This is a genomic window from Kitasatospora sp. NPDC023176, assembly GCF_055560495.1.
This window is the reverse complement of the sequence record NZ_JBVHIP010000031.1, coordinates 1-25,908: the sequence shown is the minus strand read 5'-3', so window position 1 is coordinate 25,908 and position 25,908 is coordinate 1. Positions and strand designations below refer to the sequence as shown.

24 protein-coding genes and 2 pseudogenes are annotated in these 25,908 nt (G+C 72.8%); 13 read left to right on the top strand and 13 right to left on the bottom strand.

The genetic code is table 11. From position 1 onward, the window contains the following. Positions 1–113: 113 nt before the first annotated feature. Positions 114–242, bottom strand: a complete 129-nt coding sequence (locus ACZ3YL_RS32175; protein WP_465660780.1) for a hypothetical protein — start codon at positions 240–242, stop codon at positions 114–116. 110 nt (positions 243–352) lie between these two features. Beyond that, on the bottom strand, positions 353–3,163 hold the full coding sequence (locus ACZ3YL_RS32170; RefSeq protein ID WP_465660868.1) for a helix-turn-helix transcriptional regulator: 2,811 nt from the start codon (positions 3,161–3,163) through the stop codon (positions 353–355). A gap of 195 nt (positions 3,164–3,358) precedes the next feature. Here ACZ3YL_RS32170 and ACZ3YL_RS32165 point away from each other — a divergent pair, with 195 nt between their 5' ends. From ACZ3YL_RS32165 to ACZ3YL_RS32155, 3 genes are all read left to right on the top strand, one after another. Then, positions 3,359–3,922, top strand: coding sequence for a TetR/AcrR family transcriptional regulator (locus ACZ3YL_RS32165; RefSeq protein WP_465660778.1), 564 nt, complete (start codon positions 3,359–3,361; stop codon positions 3,920–3,922). Positions 3,923–4,084: 162 nt separating this feature from the next. Then, positions 4,085–4,489, top strand: coding sequence for a hypothetical protein (locus tag ACZ3YL_RS32160; RefSeq protein ID WP_188308647.1), 405 nt, complete (start codon positions 4,085–4,087; stop codon positions 4,487–4,489). A 129-nt stretch (positions 4,490–4,618) separates the two neighbouring features. Beyond that, positions 4,619–4,978: a hypothetical protein gene (locus tag ACZ3YL_RS32155; RefSeq protein WP_465660776.1), complete on the top strand. Its 360-nt coding sequence runs from the start codon at positions 4,619–4,621 to the stop codon at positions 4,976–4,978. A gap of 95 nt (positions 4,979–5,073) precedes the next feature. Here ACZ3YL_RS32155 and ACZ3YL_RS32150 read toward each other — a convergent pair whose 3' ends face one another. Then, positions 5,074–6,306 carry a cytochrome P450 family protein gene (locus ACZ3YL_RS32150; RefSeq protein WP_465660774.1) on the bottom strand — a complete coding sequence of 411 codons (1,233 nt, stop codon included), beginning with the start codon at positions 6,304–6,306 and terminating at the stop codon, positions 5,074–5,076. A gap of 250 nt (positions 6,307–6,556) precedes the next feature. Here ACZ3YL_RS32150 and ACZ3YL_RS32145 point away from each other — a divergent pair, with 250 nt between their 5' ends. Next, positions 6,557–7,483: an alpha/beta hydrolase gene (locus tag ACZ3YL_RS32145; protein WP_188308644.1), complete on the top strand. Its 927-nt coding sequence runs from the start codon at positions 6,557–6,559 to the stop codon at positions 7,481–7,483. Between the two features lie 291 nt (positions 7,484–7,774). Beyond that, complete coding sequence (locus ACZ3YL_RS32140; RefSeq protein WP_465660772.1) at positions 7,775–9,451, top strand: tannase/feruloyl esterase family alpha/beta hydrolase; 1,677 nt, start codon at positions 7,775–7,777, stop codon at positions 9,449–9,451. Positions 9,452–9,529: 78 nt separating this feature from the next. Here the strand turns inward: ACZ3YL_RS32140 and ACZ3YL_RS32135 are convergent, their stop codons facing one another. The 3 genes from ACZ3YL_RS32135 to ACZ3YL_RS32125 form a co-directional block, all read right to left on the bottom strand. Next, entirely contained in the window at positions 9,530–10,597 is a 1,068-nt protein-coding gene (locus ACZ3YL_RS32135) for an alpha/beta fold hydrolase (protein WP_465660770.1), read from the bottom strand. Positions 10,598–11,154: 557 nt separating this feature from the next. Beyond that, positions 11,155–11,565 (bottom strand): peptidoglycan-binding domain-containing protein, encoded by a 411-nt coding sequence (locus ACZ3YL_RS32130; RefSeq protein WP_465660768.1) that lies wholly within the window; start codon positions 11,563–11,565, stop codon positions 11,155–11,157. Positions 11,566–12,029: 464 nt separating this feature from the next. After that, on the bottom strand, positions 12,030–12,992 hold the full coding sequence (locus tag ACZ3YL_RS32125) for a hypothetical protein (RefSeq protein WP_465660766.1): 963 nt from the start codon (positions 12,990–12,992) through the stop codon (positions 12,030–12,032). Between the two features lie 654 nt (positions 12,993–13,646). Between ACZ3YL_RS32125 and ACZ3YL_RS32120 the strand changes: the two genes are divergently transcribed. Together ACZ3YL_RS32120 and ACZ3YL_RS32115 are read left to right on the top strand one after the other, a co-directional pair. Next, positions 13,647–13,985, top strand: coding sequence for a peptidoglycan-binding domain-containing protein (locus ACZ3YL_RS32120; RefSeq protein ID WP_465660764.1), 339 nt, complete (start codon positions 13,647–13,649; stop codon positions 13,983–13,985). A gap of 773 nt (positions 13,986–14,758) precedes the next feature. Next, positions 14,759–15,106 (top strand): hypothetical protein, encoded by a 348-nt coding sequence (locus tag ACZ3YL_RS32115; RefSeq protein WP_465660762.1) that lies wholly within the window; start codon positions 14,759–14,761, stop codon positions 15,104–15,106. A 334-nt stretch (positions 15,107–15,440) separates the two neighbouring features. Here ACZ3YL_RS32115 and ACZ3YL_RS32110 read toward each other — a convergent pair whose 3' ends face one another. After that, a complete protein-coding gene (locus ACZ3YL_RS32110) occupies positions 15,441–15,839 on the bottom strand; it encodes a hypothetical protein (RefSeq protein WP_465660760.1) in 399 nt (132 codons plus the stop codon). Positions 15,840–16,072: 233 nt separating this feature from the next. Between ACZ3YL_RS32110 and ACZ3YL_RS32105 the strand changes: the two genes are divergently transcribed. The 4 genes from ACZ3YL_RS32105 (at position 16,073) to ACZ3YL_RS32090 (ending at position 19,226) form a co-directional block, all read left to right on the top strand. Then, complete coding sequence (locus ACZ3YL_RS32105) at positions 16,073–16,939, top strand: helix-turn-helix domain-containing protein (protein WP_465660758.1); 867 nt, start codon at positions 16,073–16,075, stop codon at positions 16,937–16,939. After that, positions 16,936–17,835: an aldo/keto reductase gene (locus tag ACZ3YL_RS32100; protein ID WP_465660756.1), complete on the top strand. Its 900-nt coding sequence runs from the start codon at positions 16,936–16,938 to the stop codon at positions 17,833–17,835. Before ACZ3YL_RS32105 ends, ACZ3YL_RS32100 begins: the two co-directional genes overlap by 4 nt. 81 nt (positions 17,836–17,916) lie before the next feature. Beyond that, positions 17,917–18,714 carry an alpha/beta fold hydrolase gene (locus ACZ3YL_RS32095; protein ID WP_465660754.1) on the top strand — a complete coding sequence of 266 codons (798 nt, stop codon included), beginning with the start codon at positions 17,917–17,919 and terminating at the stop codon, positions 18,712–18,714. A gap of 335 nt (positions 18,715–19,049) precedes the next feature. Further along, positions 19,050–19,226 carry a hypothetical protein gene (locus tag ACZ3YL_RS32090; protein WP_465660752.1) on the top strand — a complete coding sequence of 59 codons (177 nt, stop codon included), beginning with the start codon at positions 19,050–19,052 and terminating at the stop codon, positions 19,224–19,226. Positions 19,227–19,512: 286 nt separating this feature from the next. On the opposite strand, the gene ACZ3YL_RS32085 is transcribed toward ACZ3YL_RS32090, so the two are convergent. Next, on the bottom strand, positions 19,513–20,337 hold the full coding sequence (locus ACZ3YL_RS32085; protein WP_465660750.1) for a helix-turn-helix domain-containing protein: 825 nt from the start codon (positions 20,335–20,337) through the stop codon (positions 19,513–19,515). A gap of 10 nt (positions 20,338–20,347) precedes the next feature. Beyond that, positions 20,348–20,596 (bottom strand): hypothetical protein, encoded by a 249-nt coding sequence (locus ACZ3YL_RS32080; protein WP_188308631.1) that lies wholly within the window; start codon positions 20,594–20,596, stop codon positions 20,348–20,350. A gap of 1,474 nt (positions 20,597–22,070) precedes the next feature. On the opposite strand from ACZ3YL_RS32080, the gene ACZ3YL_RS32075 reads away from it, so the two are divergent. After that, on the top strand, positions 22,071–22,532 hold the full coding sequence (locus ACZ3YL_RS32075) for a hypothetical protein (RefSeq protein WP_465660748.1): 462 nt from the start codon (positions 22,071–22,073) through the stop codon (positions 22,530–22,532). 264 nt (positions 22,533–22,796) lie between these two features. Continuing rightward, positions 22,797–22,994, top strand: a pseudogene (locus tag ACZ3YL_RS32070) (undecaprenyl diphosphate synthase family protein); the annotation flags it as partial. On the opposite strand, the pseudogene ACZ3YL_RS32065 reads toward ACZ3YL_RS32070, so the two are convergent. The 4 genes and pseudogenes from ACZ3YL_RS32065 to ACZ3YL_RS32050 all read right to left on the bottom strand — a co-directional run. Next, a pseudogene (locus ACZ3YL_RS32065) lies at positions 22,947–23,458 on the bottom strand (FAD-dependent oxidoreductase); the annotation flags it as partial. The pseudogenes ACZ3YL_RS32070 and ACZ3YL_RS32065 sit on opposite strands and share 48 nt — an antisense overlap. Before the next feature lie 108 nt (positions 23,459–23,566). Beyond that, entirely contained in the window at positions 23,567–23,932 is a 366-nt protein-coding gene (locus ACZ3YL_RS32060) for a hypothetical protein (RefSeq protein ID WP_465660746.1), read from the bottom strand. A 134-nt stretch (positions 23,933–24,066) separates the two neighbouring features. Next, complete coding sequence (locus tag ACZ3YL_RS32055) at positions 24,067–24,321, bottom strand: hypothetical protein (protein ID WP_465660744.1); 255 nt, start codon at positions 24,319–24,321, stop codon at positions 24,067–24,069. A gap of 949 nt (positions 24,322–25,270) precedes the next feature. After that, positions 25,271–25,783, bottom strand: a complete 513-nt coding sequence (locus ACZ3YL_RS32050) for an SUKH-3 domain-containing protein (RefSeq protein ID WP_465660866.1) — start codon at positions 25,781–25,783, stop codon at positions 25,271–25,273. Between the last annotated feature and the right edge of the window lie 125 nt (positions 25,784–25,908).

Genomic DNA, 25,908 nt, shown 5'->3' with positions numbered 1-25,908 from the left:
TCCGCAGGGCGGAGTCGGTGTGAGTTGCGGGTGGCTCAGCAGGTCGCCGACCTCGTCCGGCCGGGCCGAGGCGATGGCCGGCGCGTCCAGCCGCTTGACTGCCTCCTCCGTCGTCATGGCCGCCGTCCGGCCGCCGACCAGTCAGCGGCGGGGCACCGGGCGACGTCGGCCGCCCGGTCGGGGTGGTCGGCGAGGTCCGGGCGGTCGAGGAAGCCGGTGGCGAGGCGGGCCAGGACCCGCACTGGATCGGCATGCCGTAGGCGCGCTTGTCCTGGTACGGGCCGCCGGTGCCCGGGCGGGGTTCAGTCGCACCGGGTTCGGGGCGGCTCGGGAGGATCGGCCGGTCGAACGGTCAACGGTGGTGCGGGAGAGCGGGGTTCGGCGTAGCAGCGTCCTCGTCCAGTCTGGTGACGGCGTCGCGCAGGGCCGCCCTGGTGGTGATGTCCAGCTTGGGGAAGATGCGGTACAGGTGGGCGCTGACGGTGCGGGGGGAGAGCCTGGTCCGTTCGCCGATCTCCTTGTTGGTCAGGCCGCCCGCGGCCAGGTCGGCGATCCGGCGCTCCTGCCAGGTCAGCAGGCTCGTGGTGCGCGTTGCCGGCCGGGCGGGGACGCCGCTGACCCGCAGTTCGGCCCGGGCCCGGGCGGCCCAGGCGGTGGCGCCGAGGCGTTCGAAGGCGTCGGCGGCCGGGGCGAGGAACTGCCGTGCCGCGGTGGCGCCCTGGGTACGGCGGACCCGGATGCCGTGCGCCAGCCGGATCCGAGCCAGTTCGAACGGAAAGCGCGCCGCCGCCGGGTGGTCCACGGCCAGGGCGTAGGCCTCGGCGGCCTCCTGCTCCCCGTCGGCGGTCATCGCCAGGGCGCCGTGGGTGACCAGCGCCAGCCGGGGGGAGACAGCGGGCAGGTTCGCGTCCCGGGCGGCCAGCGCGTGCGCCCTGGCCTGTGCGGCGCGCCCGGTGTGGACGGCAGCCTCGACCAGGTCGAGCAGGGTGCGGGAGGCCTGGTGGGCGTAGGGCTGGAAGACGCCCGGCGCGGTGATGCCGATGGCGTGGAGGTAGGCGCCCTCGTAGTCGCCGTCGCTCAGCGCCGCCGTGGCGCCGGCCGCGTCGGCGAGCTGGGTGAGGAAGCCGATGCCGCGCGGGCGGGCCCAGGCGTCGACCACCGCCTGCAGCTCGCGGGCGGCCGCCGTCTGCCCGCGCATCGCGGCGATCTGGGCGAGGTAGGCCCTGGTCTGCTGGGCGAACAGCTCGTGCCCGTGTTCGTCCGAGTGCCGCAGGGCGCGCCCGCCGGTGCGCTCGGCGGCCTCCCACTCCCCGACGCCCATCTGGTCGAGCATGATCAGGTGCAGCATCACCATGCCGGCGGAGACCGCGCCGGTCTCCAGCTCGCGGGAGACGACGCGCTGCAGGTGCGGGCGGAGCGGGCTGAGGACGTCCAGGTGGTAGGCGGAGACGGCGAGCCGGGCGACGTCCCACGGCTCCTGCCCGGGCAGGTCGGCGGCGGCCCGTTCCACCGGGCCGGTCCAGCCGGCCCCGTGCCGGACGACGTCGCTCCAGGTGGCGCTGTAAATCCGGGCCCGCTCGCCGACCCGGTCGCCGAGCGCAGCCAGCAGCGCGTGGGTGCGCTCCCAGAGGGCCCGGTCGGCGGCGAACTGGCTGGTGGCGAGCAGCAGGGCGAGCAGCCGGTCCAGCACAGTGCCGTCGGTGCCGCCGGCGCCGTCCGGACCCTCGGCGTCGGTCCGGTCGGCGGCGCGCCGATCGGCCAGCCGCTCGACGACGGCGGAGATCTGCCGGTGCGTGGAGCGCACGTCGCCGTCCTGGTAGAGCGCCTGGTAGCCGGAGGCCAGCGCGGCGGCGGGGGAGCGGTCGGAGTCGGGCCCGGGGTCGGCCCGCAGCAGGCGGCGGGCGTGGCCGAGGCGGGCGGCGTGCCCCGCGATGAACGCCGCGTCGCCGAGCCGCCGGGACCGTTCGGCCGGGTGCTCGCTGAGTTCGGCGGCGCGGGTCAGCCAGGTCACCGCGGTCAGCGCGCCGCCGCGCCGGGTCGCGGACTCGGCGGCGGCCTCCAGGACCCGGGCCACCTCCTCGTCCGGGTCCAGGGTGGCCTCGGCGAGGTGCGCGGCCCGGCGTTCGAGGTCTCCCCGGTGCAGCCGGGCCAGCGTCCGGTGCGCCTCGCGGCGCTGGCCGGGGGTCGCGAGCTGGACGACGCTGGAGCGCACCAGCGGGTGCCGGAAGGCGAATTCGCCGGTGGACGGCTCGATCACCAGCAGGCCGCGGACGACGGCCTCGTCGGCGTCGCGCATCCGGTACCGGCCCGCGGGCACCGGGCCGTCGCCGGACCCGGCCGCGACGCCGTCGAGGGCGCCCTTGAGCAGCTCCGCCCGGACGCCGGCGGCCAGGCCGGTGATCCGGGTGCCGTAGAGGTGCCGGAGGCGCCGGGAGGGTGAGGCGCCGCGCAGGGACAGCGGGTCGGCCGGGGGCCGGTCGTCGGTCGGGCCGCCCGCGTGGCCGGGCAGCTCCAGCAGGGCGAGCGGGTTGCCCTGGGCCTGGTTGAGGACGATGCGGCGCAACCGGCGCTCCAGCGACGGGTGGTGGCCGTCCAGCAGGAGGGCGGAGTCCTCCTCGCTGAGCGGGCCGACCGCCAGTTCGGGCAGTGCGGCGGTGTCGAAGGGGGAGGCGATGTCGGAGCGGACCGCCAGCAGGAGTTTCAGCCGGCTGCCGGTCAGCCGACGGCCGATGAACCCGCAGACCGCCGCGCTGGAGTCGTCCAGCCACTGGGCGTCGTCCAGGACCAGGAACAGCGGCTGTTCGAGCGCCGCCGCGGAGAGCAGGCCGAGCGCCGCGATGCCGAGGGACATCAGGGACGGCGGGGTGCCCCCGGTCTGGCCGAACACGGCGCCGAGGGCCGCGCGGGAGGTGTCGTCCAGTCCGGTGGTGTGCGCCAGCAGCGGGTAGAGCAGCTGGTGCAGCCCGGCGTAGGGCAGCTCGGACTCGGCCTCGACCCCGGTTGCCCGGACCACGAGCTGCCCCTCCCGGGCCGCGAGTTCGGCGGCGAAGTCGAGCAGGGTGCTCTTGCCGACGCCGGTCTCGCCCCGCAGGAGCAGCGTCCGCCCCTCCACGGACCGTGCGAACGCGGTCAGTTGCTCGCGTTCGCCGTCCCGACCGAGCATCGGCCCGACTGATCCCACGGTCCGGTTCCCTCCCCATCGAACGTCCAGGTCGGTGAGGGCCGTGACCGGTCGGACGTCGGGGCCCGGCGCCCGCGAGGGCCGTACGGCTTTCAACTACCTGGTTGGTTGATTAGACCCGGCCGAGGAACCGACTGTCAACCAAACGGTTAGTCGGTACTCGGCTAAGGTCTGCGCATGCAACGTGACGCCGAAGCCACCAAGCAGAGACTCCTCGCGGCCGGACGGGCCGAGTTCGCCGCTCACGGGCTCCACGGCGCCCGGGTGGATCGCATCGCGGCGGCTGCCCGGAGCAACAAGGCGCAGATCTACCACTACTACAGGAGCAAGGTGGGCCTGTTCGACGCGGTCTGGAGCGCCGCGGTGGAACAGATCGTCGACAGCCTGCCGTTCGACGGGGACGAGGACCTCCCCGAGTTCGCGGCCCGGCTCGGCGACATCTACGCCGAGCACCCCGACCTCCCCCGGCTGATCACCTGGCAGAACATGGAGCGCGGCGCGGAAGCGCCCGACGCCCGCGCCCTCGACGAGGTCCGCCGCCGCATCGGGGTGATCGCCGACGCCCAGAGCCGGGGCGTGGTGTCGGACCGGTTCGAGGCCCGGCTGCTGTTCGCGGTGATGGTCCACCTCGCCATGCTCTGGCCCACGATCGCCCCCGAGGTGCTGATGGTGGTGGACGTCCACGACGCGGCGCAGCGCCGCGAGCTGGTCCGGCGGGTGGCGGCCGGACTGCTGGAGTGAGGGCCGGCCGGGCGGTGACGGCCGGGTGGTGAGGGCCGGGCGGTGGGGAACGCAGTCGTTTGACTGATGCCGGGGTCGTGGCCCGCGCGGCACTGTGGAGTCGCTGCACGAGCAGACACGTCATCAGTACACCGCACGCATCGCACCGCAGGAGTCATCACCGTGAACAACCCGTTCGGCAAGCTGGCCAGGACCGCCGGCGCCCTGGGCCTCGCCGTCGCCGCGCTGACCACCGTCTCGGCCACCCCGGCGTCCGCGAGCACCGCGGCCACGGCCGGCTGCACGAAGTACTTCGGGTTCGGCAACGTCCAAGTCCAGGTGGACAACTGCTCCGACGGCTGGGTGTGGATCTACGTCGGCGACGGCACCTACTTCAAGGGCTCCGTCCAGGCCACCGACGACTTCGGCCACATCAAGACGCCGCTGGAGGTGGACCAGGGCAAGTCCGTCGCGACGAAGTACATCGGCAGGATCAACAGCATCAAGATCTGCGGCACCAAGTACCTCGGCTGGGCCCCGCCCCGCGGCTGGTGGACGTACTGCTCCAACGAGCTCTACGTCCACTGAGCCAGACCGTGCCGTCCCGGACGCCCCGTCCGGGAACCTGACCCGCCGGTACGGCAGGAGCGGCTCAGCCCCCCGCTGCCGCCTGCCGTACCGGCGTCACCAGCACACCCACGGAAAGGTGGTTCGCCCATGTGCACCCCGAAGACGGTGCTCCGCGGCTCGGCCGTCGCGGCGACCGCGGTCGCCGCCCTGGTCGGTCTCGGCGCCGGCCCGGCGAACGCGGCCGGCCGGCCGCCGCTGCAGCCGGGCGCCCACCTGTACACCGGCACCGACGGGAGCGGCACGGCGACCACGGTCGACCTGGCCGACCTCGGCACCTGCCACACCCTGGCGACGCCCGCCCGCTCGGTCCAGGTCGCCAACGGCTCCGCGTCCGTGGTGCTGTACCGCGGCGCGGGCTGCGCGGGGGCGGTTCCGTGGGCCACCGGCTCGCTGGCGCAGTCCGACACGCCGTGGGCGATGCGCAGTTACCGGGTCATCCCGGCCTGACGCGGGCCGCGGCGACTTCGGCCGGACGCCGGTACCGGGGGTGCTCTTCCGCACCCCCGGTACCGGCGTTTCCGGCTGACGGGCCCCCGGAGCGGTCAGTCGTGCCGGTAGCGGACCGGCAGGGAGAGCACGCCGCGGATGATCCCGGAGTCGATCCACGCCAGCGACTCCACCGGGACGGCCAGTTCCAGCTCCGGGACGCGGGCGAGCAGCACGCGCAGGGCGACGGCGGCCTCCAGCCGGGCGAGCGGGGCGCCCAGGCAGTGGTGGATGCCGTGGCCGAAGGCGAGGTGGCGGGCGTCCGGCCGGCCCACGTCGAGGGCGGCCGGGTCGCCGGAGCCCCGCTGCGCGGCGTCGTGGCCGGCCGAGCCGAGGGCGACCACGACCAGGCCGCCCCGGGGTATCGCCACCCCGCCCAGCTCCAGGTCCACCGCCGCGTAGCGGTTGGTGGAGCGCTCCACGGGGCTGTCGTGGCGCAGGAACTCCTCCACCGCGGCGGGCAGCAGCTCGGGCCGTTCGCGCAGCAGCTCCAGCTGGTCCGGGTGCCGCAGCAGCGCCAGTTCGGCGTTGCCGAGCAGGTTGACGGTGCTCTCGTGGCCCGCGACCACCAGCATCAGCGCGGTGCCGACCAGTTCCTCCTCGGTGAGCCGCCCCGCCTCCCCGTCGCGCACGGCGACCAGCGCGGACAGCAGGTCGTCCTGCGGCCGGCGGCGCTTGTCCGCGACCAGCTCGGCCAGCAGGCCGTGCAGGGCGGCCAGCGCCGGGCGGTGCTCCGGGGAGGCGGGCCGCAGTGCCTGGGACGACCACCGGCGGAAGTCCCGGTGGTGCTCGGCCGGTACACCGAGGAGTTCGGCGATGACGGTGGCGGGCAGCGGGGCGTTGAAGGCCTCGACCAGGTCGAGCGCGCCCGAGGGCGGCATCGCGTCGATCAGCCCGTGGGCGATCTGCTCGATCCGGGGCGCCAGTTCGGCCGTGCGGCGCGGGGTGAAGGCGGCCGCGGCGAGCCGGCGCAGCCGGGTGTGCTCGGGCGGGTCGGCCTCCATCATCTGCGCGCCGAGGCCGACCGAGGGCCGGTGCAGGACGAAGCCGGCCGCGTCCAGGGCGTCGGCGGCGGGCGTGGCGTCCTTGAGCAGGGCGGGGTGGGTCAGCGCCCGGCGGGCGAGGTCGTGGCCGACCACCACCCAGCCCGCCAGGCCGGGTGGGAACTCGGCCGGGTGGATCGGGCCGAGGTCCCGCAGCCGGGCGTAGCGGGCGGGGGCGTCCGCCTTGAAGGCGGCGTCGAGGACGACCGTGGCCGTTCTGCCGGGGGGTTCTTCGTGCGGGTCCATGGGAGCTCCTGTCCGGGGGTGGGTGGTCGGCCGCGACCGGAGCGGCCGTGGCCGGGATCCCATCCTTCGCCCGGTGGCGGGCCCCCGCATCGGTCATCTGACCACCGGCTCCGTCGGCCGCCGGAGCGCCCCATGACTGCAGGTCAGGCGTGGAGTCATCTGACCGAAGCCCCGGTCCGCCCCCGTGGGCCACGGTGGTCCCCGACGCCCCCCGGACCGCCGGCGGGCCGACCGACCGGAAGAGGACCCCATGGCCAGGACGGACATCCGCTTCGACAGCGCCGGCACCACGATCGCCGCGCACCTGTACCTCCCCGACGCCCCGGCCCGAGCTCCGCGCCCGGCCCTGGTGGTCGGTCACCCGGGCACGGGGGTCAAGGAGCAGGCCTCCGGCACCTACGCCCGGCTGCTGGCCGAGCGCGGCTTCGTCACCCTGGCCTTCGACGCGGCCCACCAGGGCGAGTCGGGCGGTCTGCCGCGCGGACTGGAGGACCCGGGCCAGCGGGTCGAGGACTTCAGGGCGGCGGTGGACTTCCTGGGCACCCGCGGCGAGGTCGACGCCGAGCGGATCGGTCTGCTCGGCATCTGCGCCTCCGGCGGGTACGGGCTGGCCGCCACCGGCGGCGACCGGCGGGTCCGGGCGGTGGCCGCCGTGTCCACCGCCGACCCCTCCCGGCAGTTCCGGCTCGGCGCCGACGGCGGCCAGGACCCGGCCGTCTTCCGGGCCCTGCTGGACGCCGCCGCCCGAGCCCGCACCGCCGCCGCCCGGGGCGAGGACCCCGGCGCGCTGACGGTGTTCCCGCAGACGGCCGAGCAGGCCCGCGCGCTCGGCGGCGAGCACGGTGTCGAGGGCTTCGAGTACTACTGCACCCCACGCGGCGCGCACGAGCGGTCCGCGAAGTCCCTGGCCTGGGCGAGCATCGACCGACTGGCCGGGTTCGACGCCTTCTTCGCCGTTCCGCTGATCGGCCCCCGCCCGGTGCTGCAGATCGTCGGCGAGCGTGCCGTCACCGCCTGGATGGCCGTCGAGGCCCACCAGCGCGCCACCGGCCCGGCAGAACTGCACCGGATCCCGGGCGCGAGCCACGTCGACCTCTACGACCGGAGGGAGTACATCGACCCGGCCGTCGACACGCTGGCCGGCTTCTTCACCGAGCACCTGGGCGCCGCACGCTGACCGGCCGCGCCCGTGCCGCCGTCGAGCCGACGGCGGCACCGGTGGCGATCCGGCGCAGGCGGCCGTTCTCAAGGTTCAACATGGGAGTGCTCCAAGGGAGTTCGACAACGGGTTGATCCAGCGGCCCCACTGTCGTGCGGCGCCGGTGCCGGCACATCGGTCATGTGACCCCAGGTTCTCCGGTCCGGTCGGCCCCGCGACCACCGCGCCGACCGGCGTCAAGTGACTGATGTGCCGTCACCGCTCCGGCGGCCACAGTGATGGCGCCGACCCCGATCCCGAGGAGAGATCATGAAACGACGGTTCCTGACCATCGTCGCGGCCGCCGTCCCGCTGGTGGCCGCCGTGGCCGTCTCGACACCGGTGAGCGCGTTCCCGGAGCTCACCGCCGCCGTGAACCCTGCCGCGAACCCTGCCGTGAACGCCGCCGCCACCGCCCCCTCGTCCTTCGCCTGCGCCCCGGCCGCCGTCCCGGTCCAGGCCCCGGCGGGCACCGCGGTGGAGTCCGTGACCGCCGCCCCGGTGCCGGCCGGCACCTTCCAGGTGCCCGGGGTCCCGCCGCTGGGCGGCTTCCCGGTGCCGGACGTCCCGGCGCACTGCGAGGTGACGGTCACCCTGACCCACCCCGGCGCGGACGACCACGCCAAGGTCACCGTCTGGCTGCCGCAGAGCGGCTGGAACGGCCGCTTCCAGGGAGCGGGCGGCAGCGCCTACGCCGCCGGGGACAGCGGCGCCGGGCTCGCCGCGGCCGTCAAGCAGGGCTACGCCGTCGCCACGACGGACGCCGGTGTCGGCGGCGCCCTGGACACCAGTTGGGGGCTGGACGCCGCCGGGAAGGTCAACACCGCGCTGCTGGACAACTTCGCCTCCCGCTCCGCGCACGAGATGGCACTGGTCGGCAAGCAGGTGGTGGCCGGGGTCTACGGCCGGGCCGCCTCCTACTCCTACTGGAACGGCTGCTCCACCGGCGGCCGCCAGGGCTACCTGGAGGCCCAGCGGTACCCGGCGGACTTCGACGGCATCAAGGCCGCGGCGCCGGGCATCAACTGGAACCAGTTCGAGGTCGCCAGCCTGTGGCCGCAGGTGGTGATGAACGAGGCGCACACCTACCCGACCGGCTGCGAGTTCGACGCCTTCAACCAGGCCGCGCTCAAGGCCTGCGACCAGCTCGACGGCGTCGCCGACGGCCTGATCGGCGACCCGCGGCGGTGCGACTTCGACCCGCGCCGGCTGATCGGCACCCGGATCGTCTGCGACGGCAAGGAGGTCACCGTCACGGCGGCGGACGCCGAGGTGGTCCGGCGGATCTGGGACGGGCCGCGCGACACCCACGGCAAACGGCTCTGGTACGGCCTGCCGATCGGCGCCGACTTCCGCTACCTGGCGGCCAGCAGGACCGGTGACGACGGCGTCACCACCGGCGCGCCGTTCCTCGTCCCGGCCGCCTGGGTCGCCACCTTCGTGGCGAAGCAGCCCGGCTTCGACACCGCGCACCTGACCCGCGCGCAGTTCGAGGAGGTCCTCCGCACGGCGCGCGCCGAGTACGACCAGGTCATCGGTACCCGGGACGCGGACCTCTCGGCCTTCCGCGACGCCGGCGGCAAGCTGCTCAGCTGGCACGGCGACTCCGACCAGCTGATCCCCACCGCGGGCACGGTCGACTACCGCGAGCGGGTGGAGGCGCGGATGGGCGGTGCGAGGAAGGTCGACGACTTCTACCGGTTGTTCCTGGCGCCGGGCGTCGACCACTGCGGTCTGGACGGCGGCAAGGTGGACGACCTGGCGGCGCTGACCGCCTGGGTGGAGCAGGGCAGGGCGCCTTCGGTGCTGCACGCCACGGTGACCACCGGCACCGGCGCGACCGTCTCCCGCGAGCTGTGCCGCTACCCGATGCTCTCCCGCTACACCGGCCACGGGGACCCGGCCGCCGCGAGCAGCTTCCACTGCGTCCGGCCCGCGCGGCACTGACCGCGACCGCGCGGCACTGACCGCGTCCGGGTCCGCCCCCTCCGAGCAGAGGGGGCGGACCCGGACGCGGTGCGCGGGTCAGAGCCGGTCGGCGTCCACCACGGCCTGGGCGAAGGCGGTCGGCGCCTCCTGCGGCGCGTCGTGGCCGACGCCGGCGAGCACCCGGTGCTCGTACGGGCCGGTGAAGAACCCGCGGTACCCGGTGCCGTCGGTCGAGGGCAGGAACGGGTCGAGGGCCGGGTCCAGGGTGACGGTCGGCACCGTGACGGGCGGCCGGGCCGCGAGCAGCTGCTCGTAGCGGTCGTAGCGGCGCTCGCCGTCGGCCAGGCCCAGGCGCCAGCGGTAGTTGTGCACCACGACGGCCGGGTAGTCGGGGTTCTCGAAGGCCGCGGCGGTGCGCTCGAAGGTGGCGTCGTCGAAGTGCCAGGTCGGGGAGGCCTCGGTCCACACCAGCCGGGCCAGGTCGTGGCGGTTCTGCCGGGTCTCCATGGCGGTGCGGCCGCGGTCGGTGGCGAAGTAGTACTGGTACCACCACGTGTGCTCGGCCTTGGCCGGCAGCGGGTTGCGTTGCGCGGCGACGTCGGTGACGAGGTAACCGCCCACCGACACCAGGGCCTTGACCCGCTCCGGCCAGAGCGCCGCGACGACGGCGGCCGTTCGCGCGCCCCAGTCGAAACCGGCCAGCACCGCCCGGTGGATCCCGAGGGCGTCCAGCAGGGCGATGACGTCGAGGGCGACTGCGGACTGCTGGGCGTTGCGGACGGCGGTCGGGGAGAGGAACGTGGTGCTGCCGTGGCCCCGCAGGTACGGCACGATCACCCGGTACCCGGCGTCCGCCAGCAGCGGGGCCACGTCGACGTAGCTGTGGATGTCGTAGGGCCAGCCGTGCAGGCAGACCACCACCGGCCCGTGCTTCGGCCCGGCCTCGGCGTAGCCGATGTCGAGCACACCGGCCCGGACCTGCCGGAGGGCGGGAAACGCGGTGTGGGTGCCCGGGGTGACGGTCGGGATGACCGGGGCCGGGCGGCCGGGGCGTCCGGCGCCGGTGGCGGCGGCGCCGGACGCGTTCGCGGCCGCGCCGAGTGATACGGCGGTGGCGCCCACGCCGAGACCGACCGCCCTGGTGAAGGTTCGCCTGTCGATCATGTCTGGTCCTTCCTGGAGACTCGCTGGTGCCCCCACTGTTCTCGGGCCATCGGGGCGACCGCATCAGTCACATGACGTCGAGCCGCAGGAGGCCGCGGCGGGCCCACCGGGTGCAGTCATCCGACTGTCGCCGACGCCGAACGGGCGGACACCCCCGCAGGGGTGTCCGCCCGTTCGGCCGCCGTGACCGTCCGCCACCCGGCCCCCCGGTGCGGCGGGCAGCGACACGGCCGAGGCCACGGCCGCCGCGAACAACGCCGCAACGGCAGCGCCGCCGACCACGCCGGGCAGAGCCCCAACGCCGCCAAGGAGCCGACCGACCACGCCAACGCGGCCTCCGGCTTCGCCACGGACGCGCAGACCGCGGTCGACAAGGCCGGCGCCGTACAGGACCTGGCCCGCCGTACCCGAGACCGAAGACCTGGCCAACCGCACCGCAGCCGCCGTCGAGACCGCCCGCAAGGCCGGCGCGGACGAGACGGACAAGGCCTGCCAGGAGGCCCAGAAGGCCAGAACCGAGGCGGACCGAAGGCCGGGGGCTGGGTCGGATCAGTCGATCAGAACTTGTTGCAGATCGTCTGGTCCGTGTTGGCGTGCCAGTACATGGCCATACGCGTCTGGGGACCGTAGACGCCGTCCGGGTCGAGGCCGACCCGAGCCTGGAAGTCCCGCACCGCCTGGGCCGTGGCGGGGCCGTAGTAGCCGTCCTCGGCAAGGTTGTTGGCGCCGTCGCACCGGTGAAGCGAAACCTGGAGGTCGTAGGTCCCGCTGTTGAACCCTGACTGCTGGCCCATGACACAGTTCACCGAGCCGGTGGACGACACCGGCACGAAGGTTCCGTAGCCATTCACCGAGACCTGCAGCCCCGTCGTGCACGAAGGGGTGGACGCACTCGCGGCCGGGGCGAAGCCGAGCAAGGCGGCAAAGGATAGAACCGTGGTGCCCAGAGCAATGACGCGTCGCTTCATGAGGGCGCTCCTGAACGGGGTGGAGAAAGGTCCGGGACATCCCCCGTGACGTCCCGAACGACGATGGCTCTCGGCCATCCCGGGAGCATCGTACATATGAGTGATCAACGATCCGCTCAGGGGCGGTGGTCGGGGCGATCCCCCCTGTCCGCCACCACGCGCAGCGCCGCTGCCTGCTGTCCGCTCGCCGTGCTCTGGTGAGCGGATCAGGGCTGGCTCAGCCGTCTGGTCGGCGATGTGACCGGCTGTCAGGGTGTGCAGCGCACTTCTGAGTCCCGCCCGTGCCGCCCCGGACGGGGATCTCGGATTCCCCAGTGCGCTCCCTGGGCTGAATAAGCCCCGCACGCGTGCGGACACCCTCACCGGAACAGGAACACCATGCGAAACGGACTCAAGAAGCTCGCCGGACGGGGCGCCGCCCCGCCCACAGGCGGGCGGGGCGGCGCTGGTGGTGGGGGTGGTGATCAGGAGGTGGTGGTCGCCGGGAGGATCTGCACGGTGTGCTGGGCGCCGCAGGTCGTCGTGCCGCGGAACCGCATGTCGCCCTCGTTGACGATCACGCACGGGCTCAGCTGCGTGGCGCCGGCCGGCGTGGTGGCGTCGTAGGAGACGCGGACCCGGATGACGGTCGTGTCGCCCGCGTGGATGCCCGAGTCGCGGCCCTGGAGGTAGACGCCGAACGGGTCGTCCGGGATCTGGTCCGACACCTTGTCCAGCACACGCCACGAACCGTCGGCGTCCTGGACCTGCACCGTCGCGTGCGGGTCGGTGTACAGGAGGTTGCTGAGGTTGACGTAGTCGGACGGCGTCGAGTTGTCCAGGACGGCGTCGAACTCGATCGGGTCGCCGCCGGCGACGGCCGTGGCCGGCACCTCGGAGAGCGAGGTGGTCAGCGACTCGGCCTGGATCGTGCTGGTGTCCTGGGCCAGCCCCACCCAGGAGCCGTCGAGCGCGACCACCGAGGAGTGCAGCTTGAGGGACTTGAAGCCGCCGTTGGACGCCCCGTCGTGGGGCAGGCCCATCGGGGCGCCGATGCGCAGGTCCAGCGTGACCTCGCCGCCGGCGGGGACGGTCACACCGTCAGGCCCGGCCAGCAACCCGCTGTAGGTGACGTTGTCCTGCCCTGCGTGGTACTCCAGCGGAATCGACTTCCAGGTGCCGTCGGCCGGGTTCTTGTAGTCGATGGTGATCGCGTTCCGGGGCGTGCCGAGGTCGCTGGCGGTGTCGAACGACAGGCCGTACGTGGTGGCCTGGTTCCCCGTGTTGGTGATGGTCTCGTTGAACTCGACCGGCCGGCCGGCGAATCCGATCGCGGCCGGGGCCTCGACGGAGAGCGTGGCCTGCGGCGCCCCGTCCGCGAAGGCGGCGGGTGCGGACACCCCGACCGCCCCGCAGAGCACGGCAGCCCCGGCGACGGCAGTGGCCATTGCGGTACGGCGAGCGCGACGGATACGGGCGATGGACATGTTTCTCCCCCTGGAACGTGACTGTGAGAAGCCGAAATACGGCTCAGAGCATGACTGGATGAATGATCGACCGGGTCGGTGAGCGAGCCGAGTGCCGAAGGCACCGTGCTCCGGAATCGCCGCTCCTCCCTTGCCTCTCATTCATCAAGACGTATGGGACGCACCGGGGTTGCGGGTGGATCCGAAAAACCTTCCGGGGGCGGGAGTCGGACGGCAACGCCCGCAGTCGAGAAGGTTCACCGGGCGGGGGCGGGCCAGTCGGCTGGAAGCGTGTAGTGCCAACCCGGGCGCCAGTCCGGTGGTGCCGTGACCGAGTCCTCCAGCGGCACTCCGGTCAGCAGGCAGTCCAGGTTCCACAGCCGGATGTCCTGGTGGATCGCGGGTCTGCCGTCGGCTGCACCCGGCGCGGCCCGGTAGCCCAGAGCGTGGAACGGACGGTGCGGGCCCGAGGTCCTGGTGTTCCGCCCGCGAGATCAGATTTTTTCATGATCATCTCATGTAGGATCCCTGGCGGTGATGACTGATGCCCCGTCATCACCGGAGCCACCGGGGGATGGCCCCAGAGATGGATGTAATTGCATGAGAACGCGCGCAATAGCACGGATCGCTGCGGGCGTGACGTTGTCGCTGTCCGTGGTCATTGGCCTCAGCGGAACGGCCCAGGCCTCCTACACCGCCCCTTACGTGCAGAAGGGGTCGCGCGGAACCGCGGTTTCGTGTGTTCAGGCCTTCCTGAACGGCGTCGGCCTCGGCCACAAGATCGCCGTGGACGGCGACTTCGGGCCGGACACGGAGAGCACGGTCGAGGACTTCCAGCGCGCGCACGGCGGCCTTGACATCGACGGCATTGTCGGACCCAGGACCGGCACCGCCCTGTGGAATGCGTACTGGCAAATAAATCCGCTGGGCACCGCCATGAACTATTGCTACGACTACATCCCGACGACTCCGTAGCCTCGCTGATGAAGCCGGACGGCCCTGCCACTCCAGCGAAGGAGTGGCAGGGCCGTCCGGCATTGTGGATGCCGTCAATCGGCGCCCCGGTGGTGTTGGCCGGTGGCCCACGGCGAGGGCCTGACCTGCGGTGTTCAGGCCGGGCGAGACACACACCGCTCTCACTCTCGCCGGACCCGGGTTGGGCCACCGCAGACATCGCACGTGATTGAGCGTCAAGCGGGAGGGTTCGCCAGCGCTCTGGAGCGGCGGGTTGCCAGGTGAGAGCGGGTGCGCCGTCGATGGCGGCGGTGCCGGGTTCTTGGGAGCCGCCGAGGGCCGCGTGGCCCAGCAGCACCGGTGTCTGCAGCGCGTGGCTGATGTCCTGGAGCATCGAAGTCACGCAGGCCCCGGGTTCCCGTGGCCAAGGTGGTGGGTGGGCCGACGCCGTCCTGGCCCGCATCGTGGTCGACGTCGCCGTGCGGGCTGCCGTCCGGGCCAGGCTCCGCCCCGGCCGGGCGTGCCCGCTGGGCGCCGGGGCGGCCGCTGCCGGTGGACGGCGCCCGTGACAGCCACAGGCGGGGCTGCCGTCCGGGGCCCACGACCGCCAGGCGCTGGCCGCCCCCGGCCTGCTGCGCCCCCGTCGCCGGGGTGGCGGAGCACGGCCGCGTTCCTGGTCTGCGGTCCCGGGGCCGCAGCGGTGTTGGACGGCCGGAGACAACCGGGTACGTGAGCTGTCCTGACTGAGTAGTCGCGCTCATGTGCGGTCCGGTTCGGCACGGTGGAATCGGTTCATGGACAACATCGCGGCCGGGTCCGCATCGCCACCGCATGACCGCGACGCGTGGAGGTTTCCCCTCGTCGCGACGGTTCTGCTGCCGCTCTGCCAGATCCTCTACTGGTGCTTCGCGCTGGTGCGCGCGGTCGAGGTCGACCAGTGTGTGCCACGGGGTGCCTGTGGGCGGGACTGGGGCCTTCAGTACGACGTTGCCTACGGCCTGATGGCCGCACAGGTGGTGCTCGTCGCGACTGCCTGGGTCCTGCCGCCCCGGACGCGCTGGGCTCCATGGCGCTTCGTCGCCTCCGCAGTGAGCGTGATGAGTGGTCTGGCATGCAGTGCGGTGATCCAGAACTTCGGCTGAGGGCGCCTTCCAACACCTGATCCGTCGGCCGACGGCGGTCATCGGCGGGGGCCTCGGGCCAGCCTTGGCGGGGGCGTCGCACCGGCCGCCGCTCTGCCGCTCTGCCGGCCTGACTGCCTGCCCACCCCGCTGCCGCGCCCTGGCCGTGCCCCTGTCGGCCCCGGTGGCCGGTCCAGGCCGCCGTCCTGGCCGTCCCGGCCCCTGGGTTGCCCGGTCGTCTCCGGCCCCGCTCCGGTCCGGCCTGCTGCTTCCCGTGCTTCCTGTGCCTGCCGCCGGGGCACCGTCTCGTCCTGGCGGCAACCGCCGTCCCGGCCTCTTCCTGCCTCCGGGCGCGTCAGCGCCGCCGGCGTCCGCCCCAGCGACGCGTCACGCCTTCCCGCAGACGGTTCACAGCGGTCAGGATGGGGCGGAGGAACGGTACCGCTACTACCAGCAGGCACTGGGCGGTCGCCGCGATCGGCAGATGCAGCAGAAACAGCCCGTAGGCACACGCCAAGGGCAGGACCAACGACACCACTGCCACGGCACAGGTGATCCGCTTCAGGCGGGGTGTGACCCCGCGGCCCGACTTGTCATCCGCCCACGCCGTGATTCCGATGGCGAAAAAGGCGAGGACCAGTGCCACCACTTCCACAGTGGTCAGCACCACCGCCACGAGAACGTCGACTACTAACTCAAGCATCTGGTCATCCTCACGCTCATCCCATGTGCCGTCCTGAGTACGGATACTCAAGTTCGCGGCTGCCGCACACCCCCCGGCCGCGCCCCCTCGGCAGCTGCGGGTCGCTGCTCTGGCCGTGGTAGTCCTGACGGTTGAGCCCCCGTCCGGCGGGCGGCGGCCTCCACCGGGGGCTTCCACCGGCGGCCTCCACCGGGGGCTTCCATCGGGATGCCGGGCAGCCGCCCCCTCGGGTGGGTGCACCGCACCCACGCCCCGCCCCATGGAGTGGATCTAGCGTGGCGGGCATGGAGAGCAACAACGAGCTCGGTGCGTACCTGCGTGCCCGCCGCGCGATGATCACGCCGCGGGACGTCGGGCTGCTCGACGGCGGGGACCGGCGGGTGCCGGGACTGCGGCGGGACGAGGTGGCACTGCTGGCCGGGGTGAGCACGGACTACTACATCCGTCTGGAGCAGGGTCGTGAGCGGAACCCGTCCGAGCAGGTGCTCCGGGCGATCGTTGCGGCCCTGCGGCTGGACGGCACCGCAGCGGGTCACCTGTTCCGGCTCGGCCTGCCGGTCTTCGCCACGGCGGCCGCGGCACCTGCCGTGGCCCCGGAGCTGTCGCGGCTGATGGACGGCATGCGTGACGTGCCGGCCTTCGTGGTCGGCGCGGCGCAGGACGTCCTGGCCGCCAACCGGATGGCGCGCGAGCTGTACCGCGGGTTCGCCCGGTACGACAACCTGCTGCGAATGATCTTCCTCGACCCGTTCGCACGCGAGTTTTACGTCGACTGGGACAAGGCGGCGCACACCGCGGTCGGCAACCTGCGGGCGTCCTCCTCGCAGTTCCCCAAGGACGAGCGGATCGAGCGCATCGTCGGCGAACTCGGCGTGCGCAGCCCCGCCTTCGTCGGCTTGTGGGCGCGTTACGAGGTCCGTCCCCGCACACAGGAGGACAAGCACTTCCGGCACCCCCTGGTGGGCGAGATCCGGCTGCACTTCGAGGCGCTGGCCGTCACCAGCGCCGCGGGCCAGCACCTGTCCGTCTACAGCGCGGAACCCGGTAGCGCCAGTGCCGCGGCCCTGGTCCAGCTCCGCCGACTGGCCGAGCAGGCCTCGGCTCCCACCGTTCAGGACAACACCGAAGAGGAAGAAGACATCCGGTCATGACCGACGCCCCGTCCGACACCGCCGGCACCTTCAAGATCGCCGGCAAGGAGGTCACCCGCCTCGGCTTCGGCGCCATGCGCCTGACCGGGCTCGGCGTGTGGGGCGAGCCCGACGACCGCGACGAGTGCGTCCGCGTGGTGCGCCGGGCCGTCGAACTCGGCGTGCAGCTGATCGACACCGCCGACTCCTACGGCCCGCACGTCAGCGAGGAGATCATCCGGGAGGCGATCCACCCCTACCCCGACGACGTGCTCATCGCGACGAAAGCCGGGCTGACCCGCAACGGCCCGGACACGATCAGGACCCGCGACGGGCTGGTGCGCCTGGGCCCCCAGGCGTGGCCGCCGGTCGGGCGCCCGGAGTACCTGCGCCAGCAGGCCCTGATGAGCCTTCGCCGACTCGGCCTGGACCACATCGACCTGTTCCAGCTGCACCGCATCGATCCCGAGGTCCCGCTGGAGGACCAGATCGGTGCGCTGAAAACGCTCCAGGACGAAGGCAAGATCGTCGCGATCGGACTGTCCCAGGTCACCGTCGACCAGGTCGAGCACGCGCGCACGATCGCGGAAATCGCCACCGTCCAGAACCGCTACAACCTGACCGACCGCACCTCCGCCGACGTCCTGGACCACTGCACCCGCTACGGCATCGGCTTCATCCCCTGGGCGCCGGTGGCCGCAGGCGAGCTCGCCCGCCCCGGCGGGCCACTCGGCCGGATCGCGACCGCCCACGGTGCCCGGCCGTCCCAGGTGGCGCTGGCCTGGCTGCTCGCCCGCTCCGAGGTCGTGCTGCCCATCCCCGGCACCTCCAAGGTCGCGCACCTGGAGGAGAACCTGGCTGCGGCGACGCTGCGCCTGACCGACACGGAACTCGGCGAACTCACCGACGCCGCTTGATCCGCACCCCCGCAGGACCTGCCGCTGCCCTCCACGCCGGCCGGCCCTTCCCACCCGCTCACCGAAGAAGGCACTCAAGCGATGCTGCTTCCCTCCACCGAGGCAGGCCGGGGACGGCCCGTCGTCCTGCTGCACGCCCGGCCCACCGACCGCACCATGTGGGACGCCCACCTCCCGCTGCTCGCCGAGGCGGGCGTGCGGGCCATCGCCCTCGACCTGCCCGGCCACGGCGACGCGACCGTGCCCGACCGCCGCACGGTGGTCCCCTGGTCGGACGTGCTCGACACGCTCGACCACCTGGAGGCCGACCGCTTCGTCCTCGCCGGGAACTCACTGGGCGCCCTGGTGGCACTCCAGGCCGCCGTCACGGCACCCGAGCGGGTGGAGGGCCTGGTACTGGTCGGGTACCGGCCCCACGACCTGCCCGCCTCCCCGCGTCTGGACGCCGCCTGGGAGGCCGAACGGACGGCGCTGGCCGCCGACGACCTGGACGCCGCGGTGACGGCCGGCGTCAAGGCGTGGACCTCGGCCGGGGCCACCGAGGAGGTACTCACCCACGCCGCCCGCATGCTCCACCGCCAGCTGACCGACCAGCTCACCCACGGCGAACCGCCGCAGGCGCCGGACCCCCTCGGCACCGGCCCGGCGGCGCTGAGCACACTCAGGGGCGTGCCCGCTCTGATCGGCGTCGGCGAGCACGACATGCCCGACTTCCACCAGGGCGCCGAGAACCTGGCCCGCGACCTCGATGCGGGTCGCACCACCATCATCCCGGGAGCCGGACATCTCGCCCCACTGGAACAGCCCGCCGCGTTCTGCGCCCTACTGCTGGAATTCCTCCGCCGTCTCCCGCAGCCCTCGCCGCCCGCGCACCGGTAGGACCCGCCGCCGGCCGCCGACGAAACCCACCCGCTCCGACCGGATGCCCCTGGGGCCGAACCTGATCACCGTCTCCCAGGGCCCGTACCACCCGGGAAGATCGGATACCCACCTCCCCCTCGCCCACCCCACCCGCGCCCGGCACGCCGCCGCGCAGCGGGGCCGCCGGCCGGGAGGAGGGGCGAGGGGGAGGGCGGCCGGGGCGGCAGGCCGTTCTGCGGCTCCCGCTCGCCTCCTACCGCTCCGTCCACCCGCACGCCCGCCCACCCTGCGCACCGAGCGGCCACCAGATCGGCTGGGTCGAGCGCGGCCTGGCCGGCATCGGCGACCGGTGGGTGGCGGTGTACGAGGGCTACTTCATCGGCGACGTCCACACCCAGGAAGTGATGCTCCACGACACCCCCGAGCAGGCCGCTTTCACCGTCCACACTGCCCACCCCTCCCGTGTCGTCGACTGGCTGGTGCGGACCTCGGCGCCCGGTGCCGGGCGGGTCCGATGGGCCGGACAGTAGGCGGCTGGAAGCGCCGATCAAGGGGGCTCCGTCGCCGAGTTCGACCACGCGAACTCGGCGCAACTGGCGCACAGTACACGGCTGGGCGGGCGGGTCAACCCCTCTGGTGACGTGCGGAGACGGGCTTGCGGGGCCGGGGGTGACTGTGGCCGCGGTCGGGGCCCTGCCTGCCTCCGGTCGGTGGCGGGCAGGGCCCCGGGCTGTCTGCGCCGGCCGGGTTCGGCGGCTGCGGGATGACGCCGGTGCGGCCGCCGGCGACCGCACCACACGAACCGTCCTCCTTCGTCTACGGGGTCCGCTCGGCCAGCCGCTGCGGGGGCCGGGCCTGCTGTGGCACGGCCGGCGGTCGCGACCGCCACCGCCGGACCGGCACCGGGGTGTCCACGGCCGTGGCCGGCTCCCGCACCGAGGGCTCGTCGGCGCCGCGGCCGATCGACTCCCTCAGCCGCAGGATCTCCGCCTCGGCCTCGGCGAGCCGCCGCTCGACGGACACCGGCGCCCTGCCTCCGCGCTGGTAGGTGTTGACGCGCCGCAGCGCCTCAACCCACTCGGCTTCCTTCTCAGGTGCGACCCCGCAGGCCCGCACGAACTCGACGAGAATCCTCTCCGTGCAGTCCCGTTCACCGGCAAGGACCCCGTGCAGGGTGCTCTTCGGCAGCCGGCTGACTCCGTCGCGCATGGCCCGCGTCTCCAGCTCCCGCAGGGACGGGCTCCCGGCGTGCAGCCACAGCCGTTTCATCGCGAAGTGCAACTCGGAGCACTCCGTGATGAACCGCAAGGCCTGGCCCGAGGTGGGGACGGCGACCGTGCCCTGGCCCCGCTTCTTTCGTCCGGGCCGGTTGGCGTCGGCACGCAGCCACAGCCGCTCCGCGGTGCGCACCGATCCCCCGCAGGCCCGGGTGTAGGCCTCGGTGACCGGCCAGGTCGGGACCGTACGGCCCTCGTCCGCCCGGGAGAGGGTGGCGAGGGAGACGGGCAGTGCGAGTTCGATGGTCTTGTGCGCCATCTGGCTGTAGGTGAGGCCGGAGCCCTCGCGCAGCTTGCGAAGCCACCGCGCGAGAGCCCCGATCTCCGTGTTCTGCTCAGCCAGGGCGCTGTTCAGGCGCCCCACCGCCCCTCTCCTAGCGGGTCCGGCGGGTGGTGAGCGCCTCGACCAGGCGGCGGACCAGCTCGATCCCGAGCAGGCCGGCCGTGGCCAGGGTGGTGACGATGGTCTGCACCGCCATGCCCCGCGCGGTCAGCGCGGTGGTGAGAAGGAGGACGACGACCACGACGACCGCGGCCGAGACCGGCACCTGGGTGCAGGTCGTCGTCGGGACCTCCACGCACGCCGCGGACACGACGGCCTGGTTGGTGTGCTTCTTACGCAATGCGATCTCCCTCGGGTGTTGCCACTCGACAGGGGGCCCACACGACGCCCGCCCGGCCTTCCAGAGCCAAGCGGGATGGACTCCCATCGCACAGAATCCTGTGTCCCGTAGGGACAGTCCAGCCGCCCCAAGACCGGTTTCTCGCTTTGTCCCACTACAAGTTGAGACACCATCAGCGAAGAACTCCAGCTCACAGCACCCAACCCCCGGGCCTCCTGAGTGCCCGCAACGGCAACTTCGTCCGACCTCGCCGGGACAACCAGGCTTGCCCGAACGCCGCCGAGACGCAATCCTCGGGATAACCAAAGCGGGGCAAGCCAGAAGGCCCCGCGCGGTGGCGGGCGCGCCCAAGCGCCCGACGCGCGACGCGGGATTGGAGGACGGGATGAAAGCCACACACCAGAAGCCATTAGCGCGGCCGGAACTCCGCCAACAATCCCCGCCGTTACGCGAACGCGGCCGGCCCAAGGCCGACCGCCCGGTACGCCGATGCCCTGGTGGCATACGGCCCCGGCATGCCCAGACGCCGCAGCACGCGACAGTGCTCGCACCGCCATGCCAGCTCCGGCGGCATAGGCCCCCACTTCGCCATGTCCGTATGCCCTCAGGGCATCCATCCCGGACATAGAGCGCCCTCCCCTGCCCTCACCACAGGGGTCCCTCGAACGCGGTCTCCCCGGCCGTTGCCACTCGACACACACAGGGGATCGGCTTGCCTTGTTCCAGCAGGGCCGGCCAGGTGCGGCATCGCCGCACCGAAGCTTTCCAACGCCAGGACGTCCGGCCGACCGCCGCGGCCAGCACCACGTGCCCACGCGGCCGGCCGGACATCCCGGCACCCGTCCACACCGCCAACACCCCACGGGAGACGGCAAACGCACGAACGCCCTACGCTGAGATCCTGCAGACCAGCACCAGGAGGACGCGCTGCGGATGGTGTTCGACCCCACCGGGGCCGACGGGCTGCGCGCGAGCACCCGGGTGTGCAGTCTCAAAAAACATGCAACTGGTCACGAACGTCAACGGCGACTGGGGCTGCCCGCCGCTCGACCTCTTCCCCGAGGCCCTCGACGCCGCGTTCAGCCCTGCCGACTGACCGGCCCCCTCTCTCGGACCAGCTGGTTCCTGCCGTTGAGCCAGAGGCAGTAGACGGCGTTCTGGTACAGGACGTTCCGGAGCGCGGCGGGGGTCTTCCCGGCAGGTGCCGAGGAGGGCGACGGGGCAAGCCCGGCCCCGCGACGAGTGCAAACCATGGAACGCCCAAGGCCCGGGCCCCGAGGTGCGCAGAACCCGCGCCGCCGGCGGAGAGCCGTCGTAGTCCTGGAGCCCGCACCGTCGCCGGACGGCGTGCCGGGCCTCGGCGTCGCAGGCCCGTCGGCAGAGCGCGCCGCCGCCGACCGGACAGGGTGCACACCCGAACCGGCCGCCCGTCCACGACCTCGGAGCGATCGCCGACTACCGCGTCCTGCTCGCCGTGAGGAGCACCGGGGACGACAACTCCCCGGGCGATGGCATCAACGTGGTCGGCGTCAGCCAGGGCGAGCATCCGAGCGAGGTCATCTGCCACCAGGTCGACGGCAAGACCTCCGGCCTCCAGGCCGGCAGCGCCGACCCGCGCGCGGGCGGCCCGGCGGGCCTGGTGAACCCGGACATCAACGGGGGCAAGCTGTACCGGCAGGCCATGGTCGACGGCCATGAGTGGAAGCTGCCGTACACCTGGGGCAGCATCGGCACATACGACCTCTCGGTGGCGCGCGTGACCGTCTCGTACGGAAACGGACCGGCCGTGGACGCGGCACTCGACCACGGCTGGTTCGCCGCCACGGGAGTCCTCACGAACGCCGTGACCCGGACCCCGCACATCAAGGGCTACGACGGCAACGGGAAGCTGGTCTACGACTCCGACGACGACAAGGGCTACCCCAAAGACCTCTGACGGGCGGTCACCCGATTCCTCTTCCCGAACCGCCAAAGCCCGAGCAGCTCCGGCAGCTCCGGCGGCCTGGCGGCGCGCGTCATGCGCTCCCGACCGGCAGTGGCCACGGCGTCGAGGGCACCGCTGGGGTCAGCCGTCTGTCGCGTGCGCTGACAGGAGTTGGGGTCAACGGCCCTCAGGAGAGGCGGGCGGGGACTGGCGGACCTGAGTGGTTGGCATGCTGCGGCTCTTGCCGGGGGCTCGGGTGGCGGGGGCGAGGCCGAAAGCAGCGAGCAACGGCTGTCGAACTTCCTGCTCTGGCAGAGCGCCTACGCGGAGCTGTACTTCCGCGAGGCCTACTGGCCCGCGTTCCGCGAGATCGACTTCCTACGCGCGGTCCGCAGCTTCGCGGCCAGGCAACGGCGGTACGGCAGCATTCGGATCCGAGTACAGCATGGAGTGGCGTGGGCTCCGGCCCGATAATGGGGTCTTCGGCACCGCATTCGCGAGCGACGGCGGCGACTTCGAGGCCGATCCAGTCGGCGCGCGCGATGACGAGGTGCCCCATGTCGGGGCCCAGCTCAGTGAGAGTCTCACGCAACCGGTCGGCGTGTGCCAGGCGGCGCAGGTGGTGTACACCGGTCAGACCGTTGCCGGGGACGTCGAGGCGACGCGGCTGGCACCGGTGGCCAGCAGCAGCTTGGTGTAGAAGATCTGAGTCCCGTCGCCGAACCGCACAGTCTTCGCTGCCCGGTCAAGGCTGACAGCACTCTGGCCCAGGTGGACTTCGATGTCCGCCTGGGCATACCAGGTCGGCTCGTGACGAAGACGGCCTCTCGATCGGTCTTGCCTTCCAGGTATCCCCTCGAGAGTGGCGGTCGTTCATAGGGGTGCTCGCGCTCGTCGCACACCGGGATCACCCTGCCGGTGAAGCCCTCAGTGCGGAGACCACCCGGTGGCGGGTGGCCCAAGTACCGGGTGCGGGCGATGATGCCGGACACCTTGATGCCCGGGGCGGACACCTTGATGCCGCCCGGGCCGGCCACTGCGCCGCTCTACAGCTCCCAGGCCCTGCGCAGAGGCCGCGTGTGGTCGCTGAGGGTGTGCCACACCGCCGCGCTGGTGCCGTGCTGCTCCAGATCGGCCAGGCGGGCCGCGCCGGCCTTCACGGTCATCAGCATCCGGGCGACCAGCGGGTGGGCATCGGCGATGGCCCGGAGGTTGCGGATACACTGCCGGGCGGCCCTTTCGCCGGTGTCGGCCAGGACGAACAGCAGCCGCGGAAAGACGATGTAGTGCTGCTGCCAGGTCGGCAGGACGCTCTGTGTGCCAGCGGTACGCCGCAGGTGGGGCAGGATCGGGTGGTGGGCGCGGAAGCGGGCGTAGCCGATCGGCTTGGCGGCGCGCTTCTCGCTGGCCATGGTGCCGCGGTCGACCTCGACGAACGCCCGGTGCAGCGTCCGGCCCGGGCCGCCGGTCGCGTAGTGCGGCAGACCGTCGGGGATGATGGCGCCGTCGGTGGTCGATGCTCCGAGGTCAAGCTTGCGCGAGGTCGTTACCGGCCGTAGGTGCCGGTGGCCCAGAGCGCCTGGTTGTTGGAGTCGTAGATGACGATGTTGCCGTCCGGCTGGATGGCCGAATGGCCCCCGGGGTGGCCGTACGTACCGGACGCCCACAGGGCAGGGCCGTTGGGGCCGCCAGAATGGGTGACGGTGCGCCGTAACGGCCGGACGACTGCCCAGAAGCCGAGGGTCGGTCGACAGTCTGATCCGGTCCGCGACCCGCAGACGGCGCTGTGTCCGTCCCGCATCGAGGTACAGCCTCCTGGAGAGTCGGTCTCGCAGCTATCCACTTCGGGACGTAGGCCACGCTCGGCCACGCACGTGTGCGGATAGACACCAGGCGGCCGGTTCCGCCGCAAGGGCTTACGCCGCAAGTGCTTACTCCAACACCCCGCCGAGGCCCTGACCGTCCTCCACACCAGCCTGTCCGGGCACTGGCCGGCGTCGGTCCGGTGCTGTGGCCGTACGGACTGGATCCCGACGGCACACCCACACCCCCTTGGACAGCAGCCCGACGACGACCACGACCACTGGGTCGCCGCCGTAGATCCGTCGCCGTCCCGGCCGGCCCGGATCGCGTACCGGCGCGGCGCCGCCAACCCAACGGCTCATTCGGCAGCTCGACGGTGCAGCCCGCTGCAGCCCGCTGCCGACCACGGGCGAATGGTCGGGATTCTTCGGTTCAGTCGGACTTCGCGCTGCCAGTTCGGCCGCACAGCAACAGCTCGATGTCCTTCTCCCAGGCCTTGCGGGGGTTGATCTCCACCGGCCTTGTCCCCGCACGGTGGACCGTCAGGCGGACTGCACGGGTTCGCGGTCCGCGGAGGAAGAAGCCCAAGGCCCAGGCCAGGGCTGAGGCACCGCCGACTCGCCGAACACCACGGAGATGGTGTTCTGTACCGGTATCTGTTCCCCAGGGCCCGGGGCCCGGCTGATGAGGCGTACGTCGAGCATCGCCGGATGGGCCCGAAGATCATCGGCGAGTGACTCGGCCTCCGCGGGGGCCTCGTCTCCGGTCACGGATATCCGCACGTCAACGGGTTCGCCCAGAGTGGTTGCGTCCGAAGGCAGTCGAGGACCAGCGCTCCATCGGCGACGGGCCGGTAGGCGGTGGAGCCTCGACGGTCGCCGCGGGGGTGACCGGGAGTCGGGGCCGGGCTGCGGACCCTGACGGGGGACGGCCGGGATGTCTGGCCGTCACCAGTCGGAGTACCCCTCGGCGAAGTCCGGGCCGAGGAAGTGGACGTCCTCCCACGCGGAGTAGAACGCACCGGATGCACCGAGCAGGTAGAAGCCGGTGCTGCCCGGCCGGCCCAGCCCGACGACGCAGAGGTCCTCACCGGCTTCGCGGCAGAAGCTGGAGAGGGAGCCGGGGTGCAGGCCACTGGTGCCGCAGCCGAAGTTCACACCGGTGAGGCGATGCGGATCACGCGGGTTCGGGAACCGGAGCGAGAGACCGGCGAACTCGGCGAAGAACTTCAACGCGTACCCGGGGAGTGCGTCATCAGAGGATTCCAATTCCGCGGCCGCCTTGGCCAGTGCCAGGACGGACCAGCGATCGGGGGCCCAGCCGGCGGCAGGAGGACGAGCTCGACGCGGGGGTCGAAGCGCATGCTTCTTCTTTTGACGATTGACTGACGGCGTGTTCGATCGTCTGAGGGTACCGGTTGACGTAGAGCGAGCGCGGCCACGCCCGGGGCTTCGTCTGATGGGCCGCGGGGGTGGGGGGGGGGGGGGGGGGGGCGCGCGGGGCCCCCCCCCCCCCCCGCGGCCGGGGGGGGGGGGGGGGTGGAGGCGGGGGGGGGGGGGGGGGTGTTTGTTGATGAAGAGGGGGA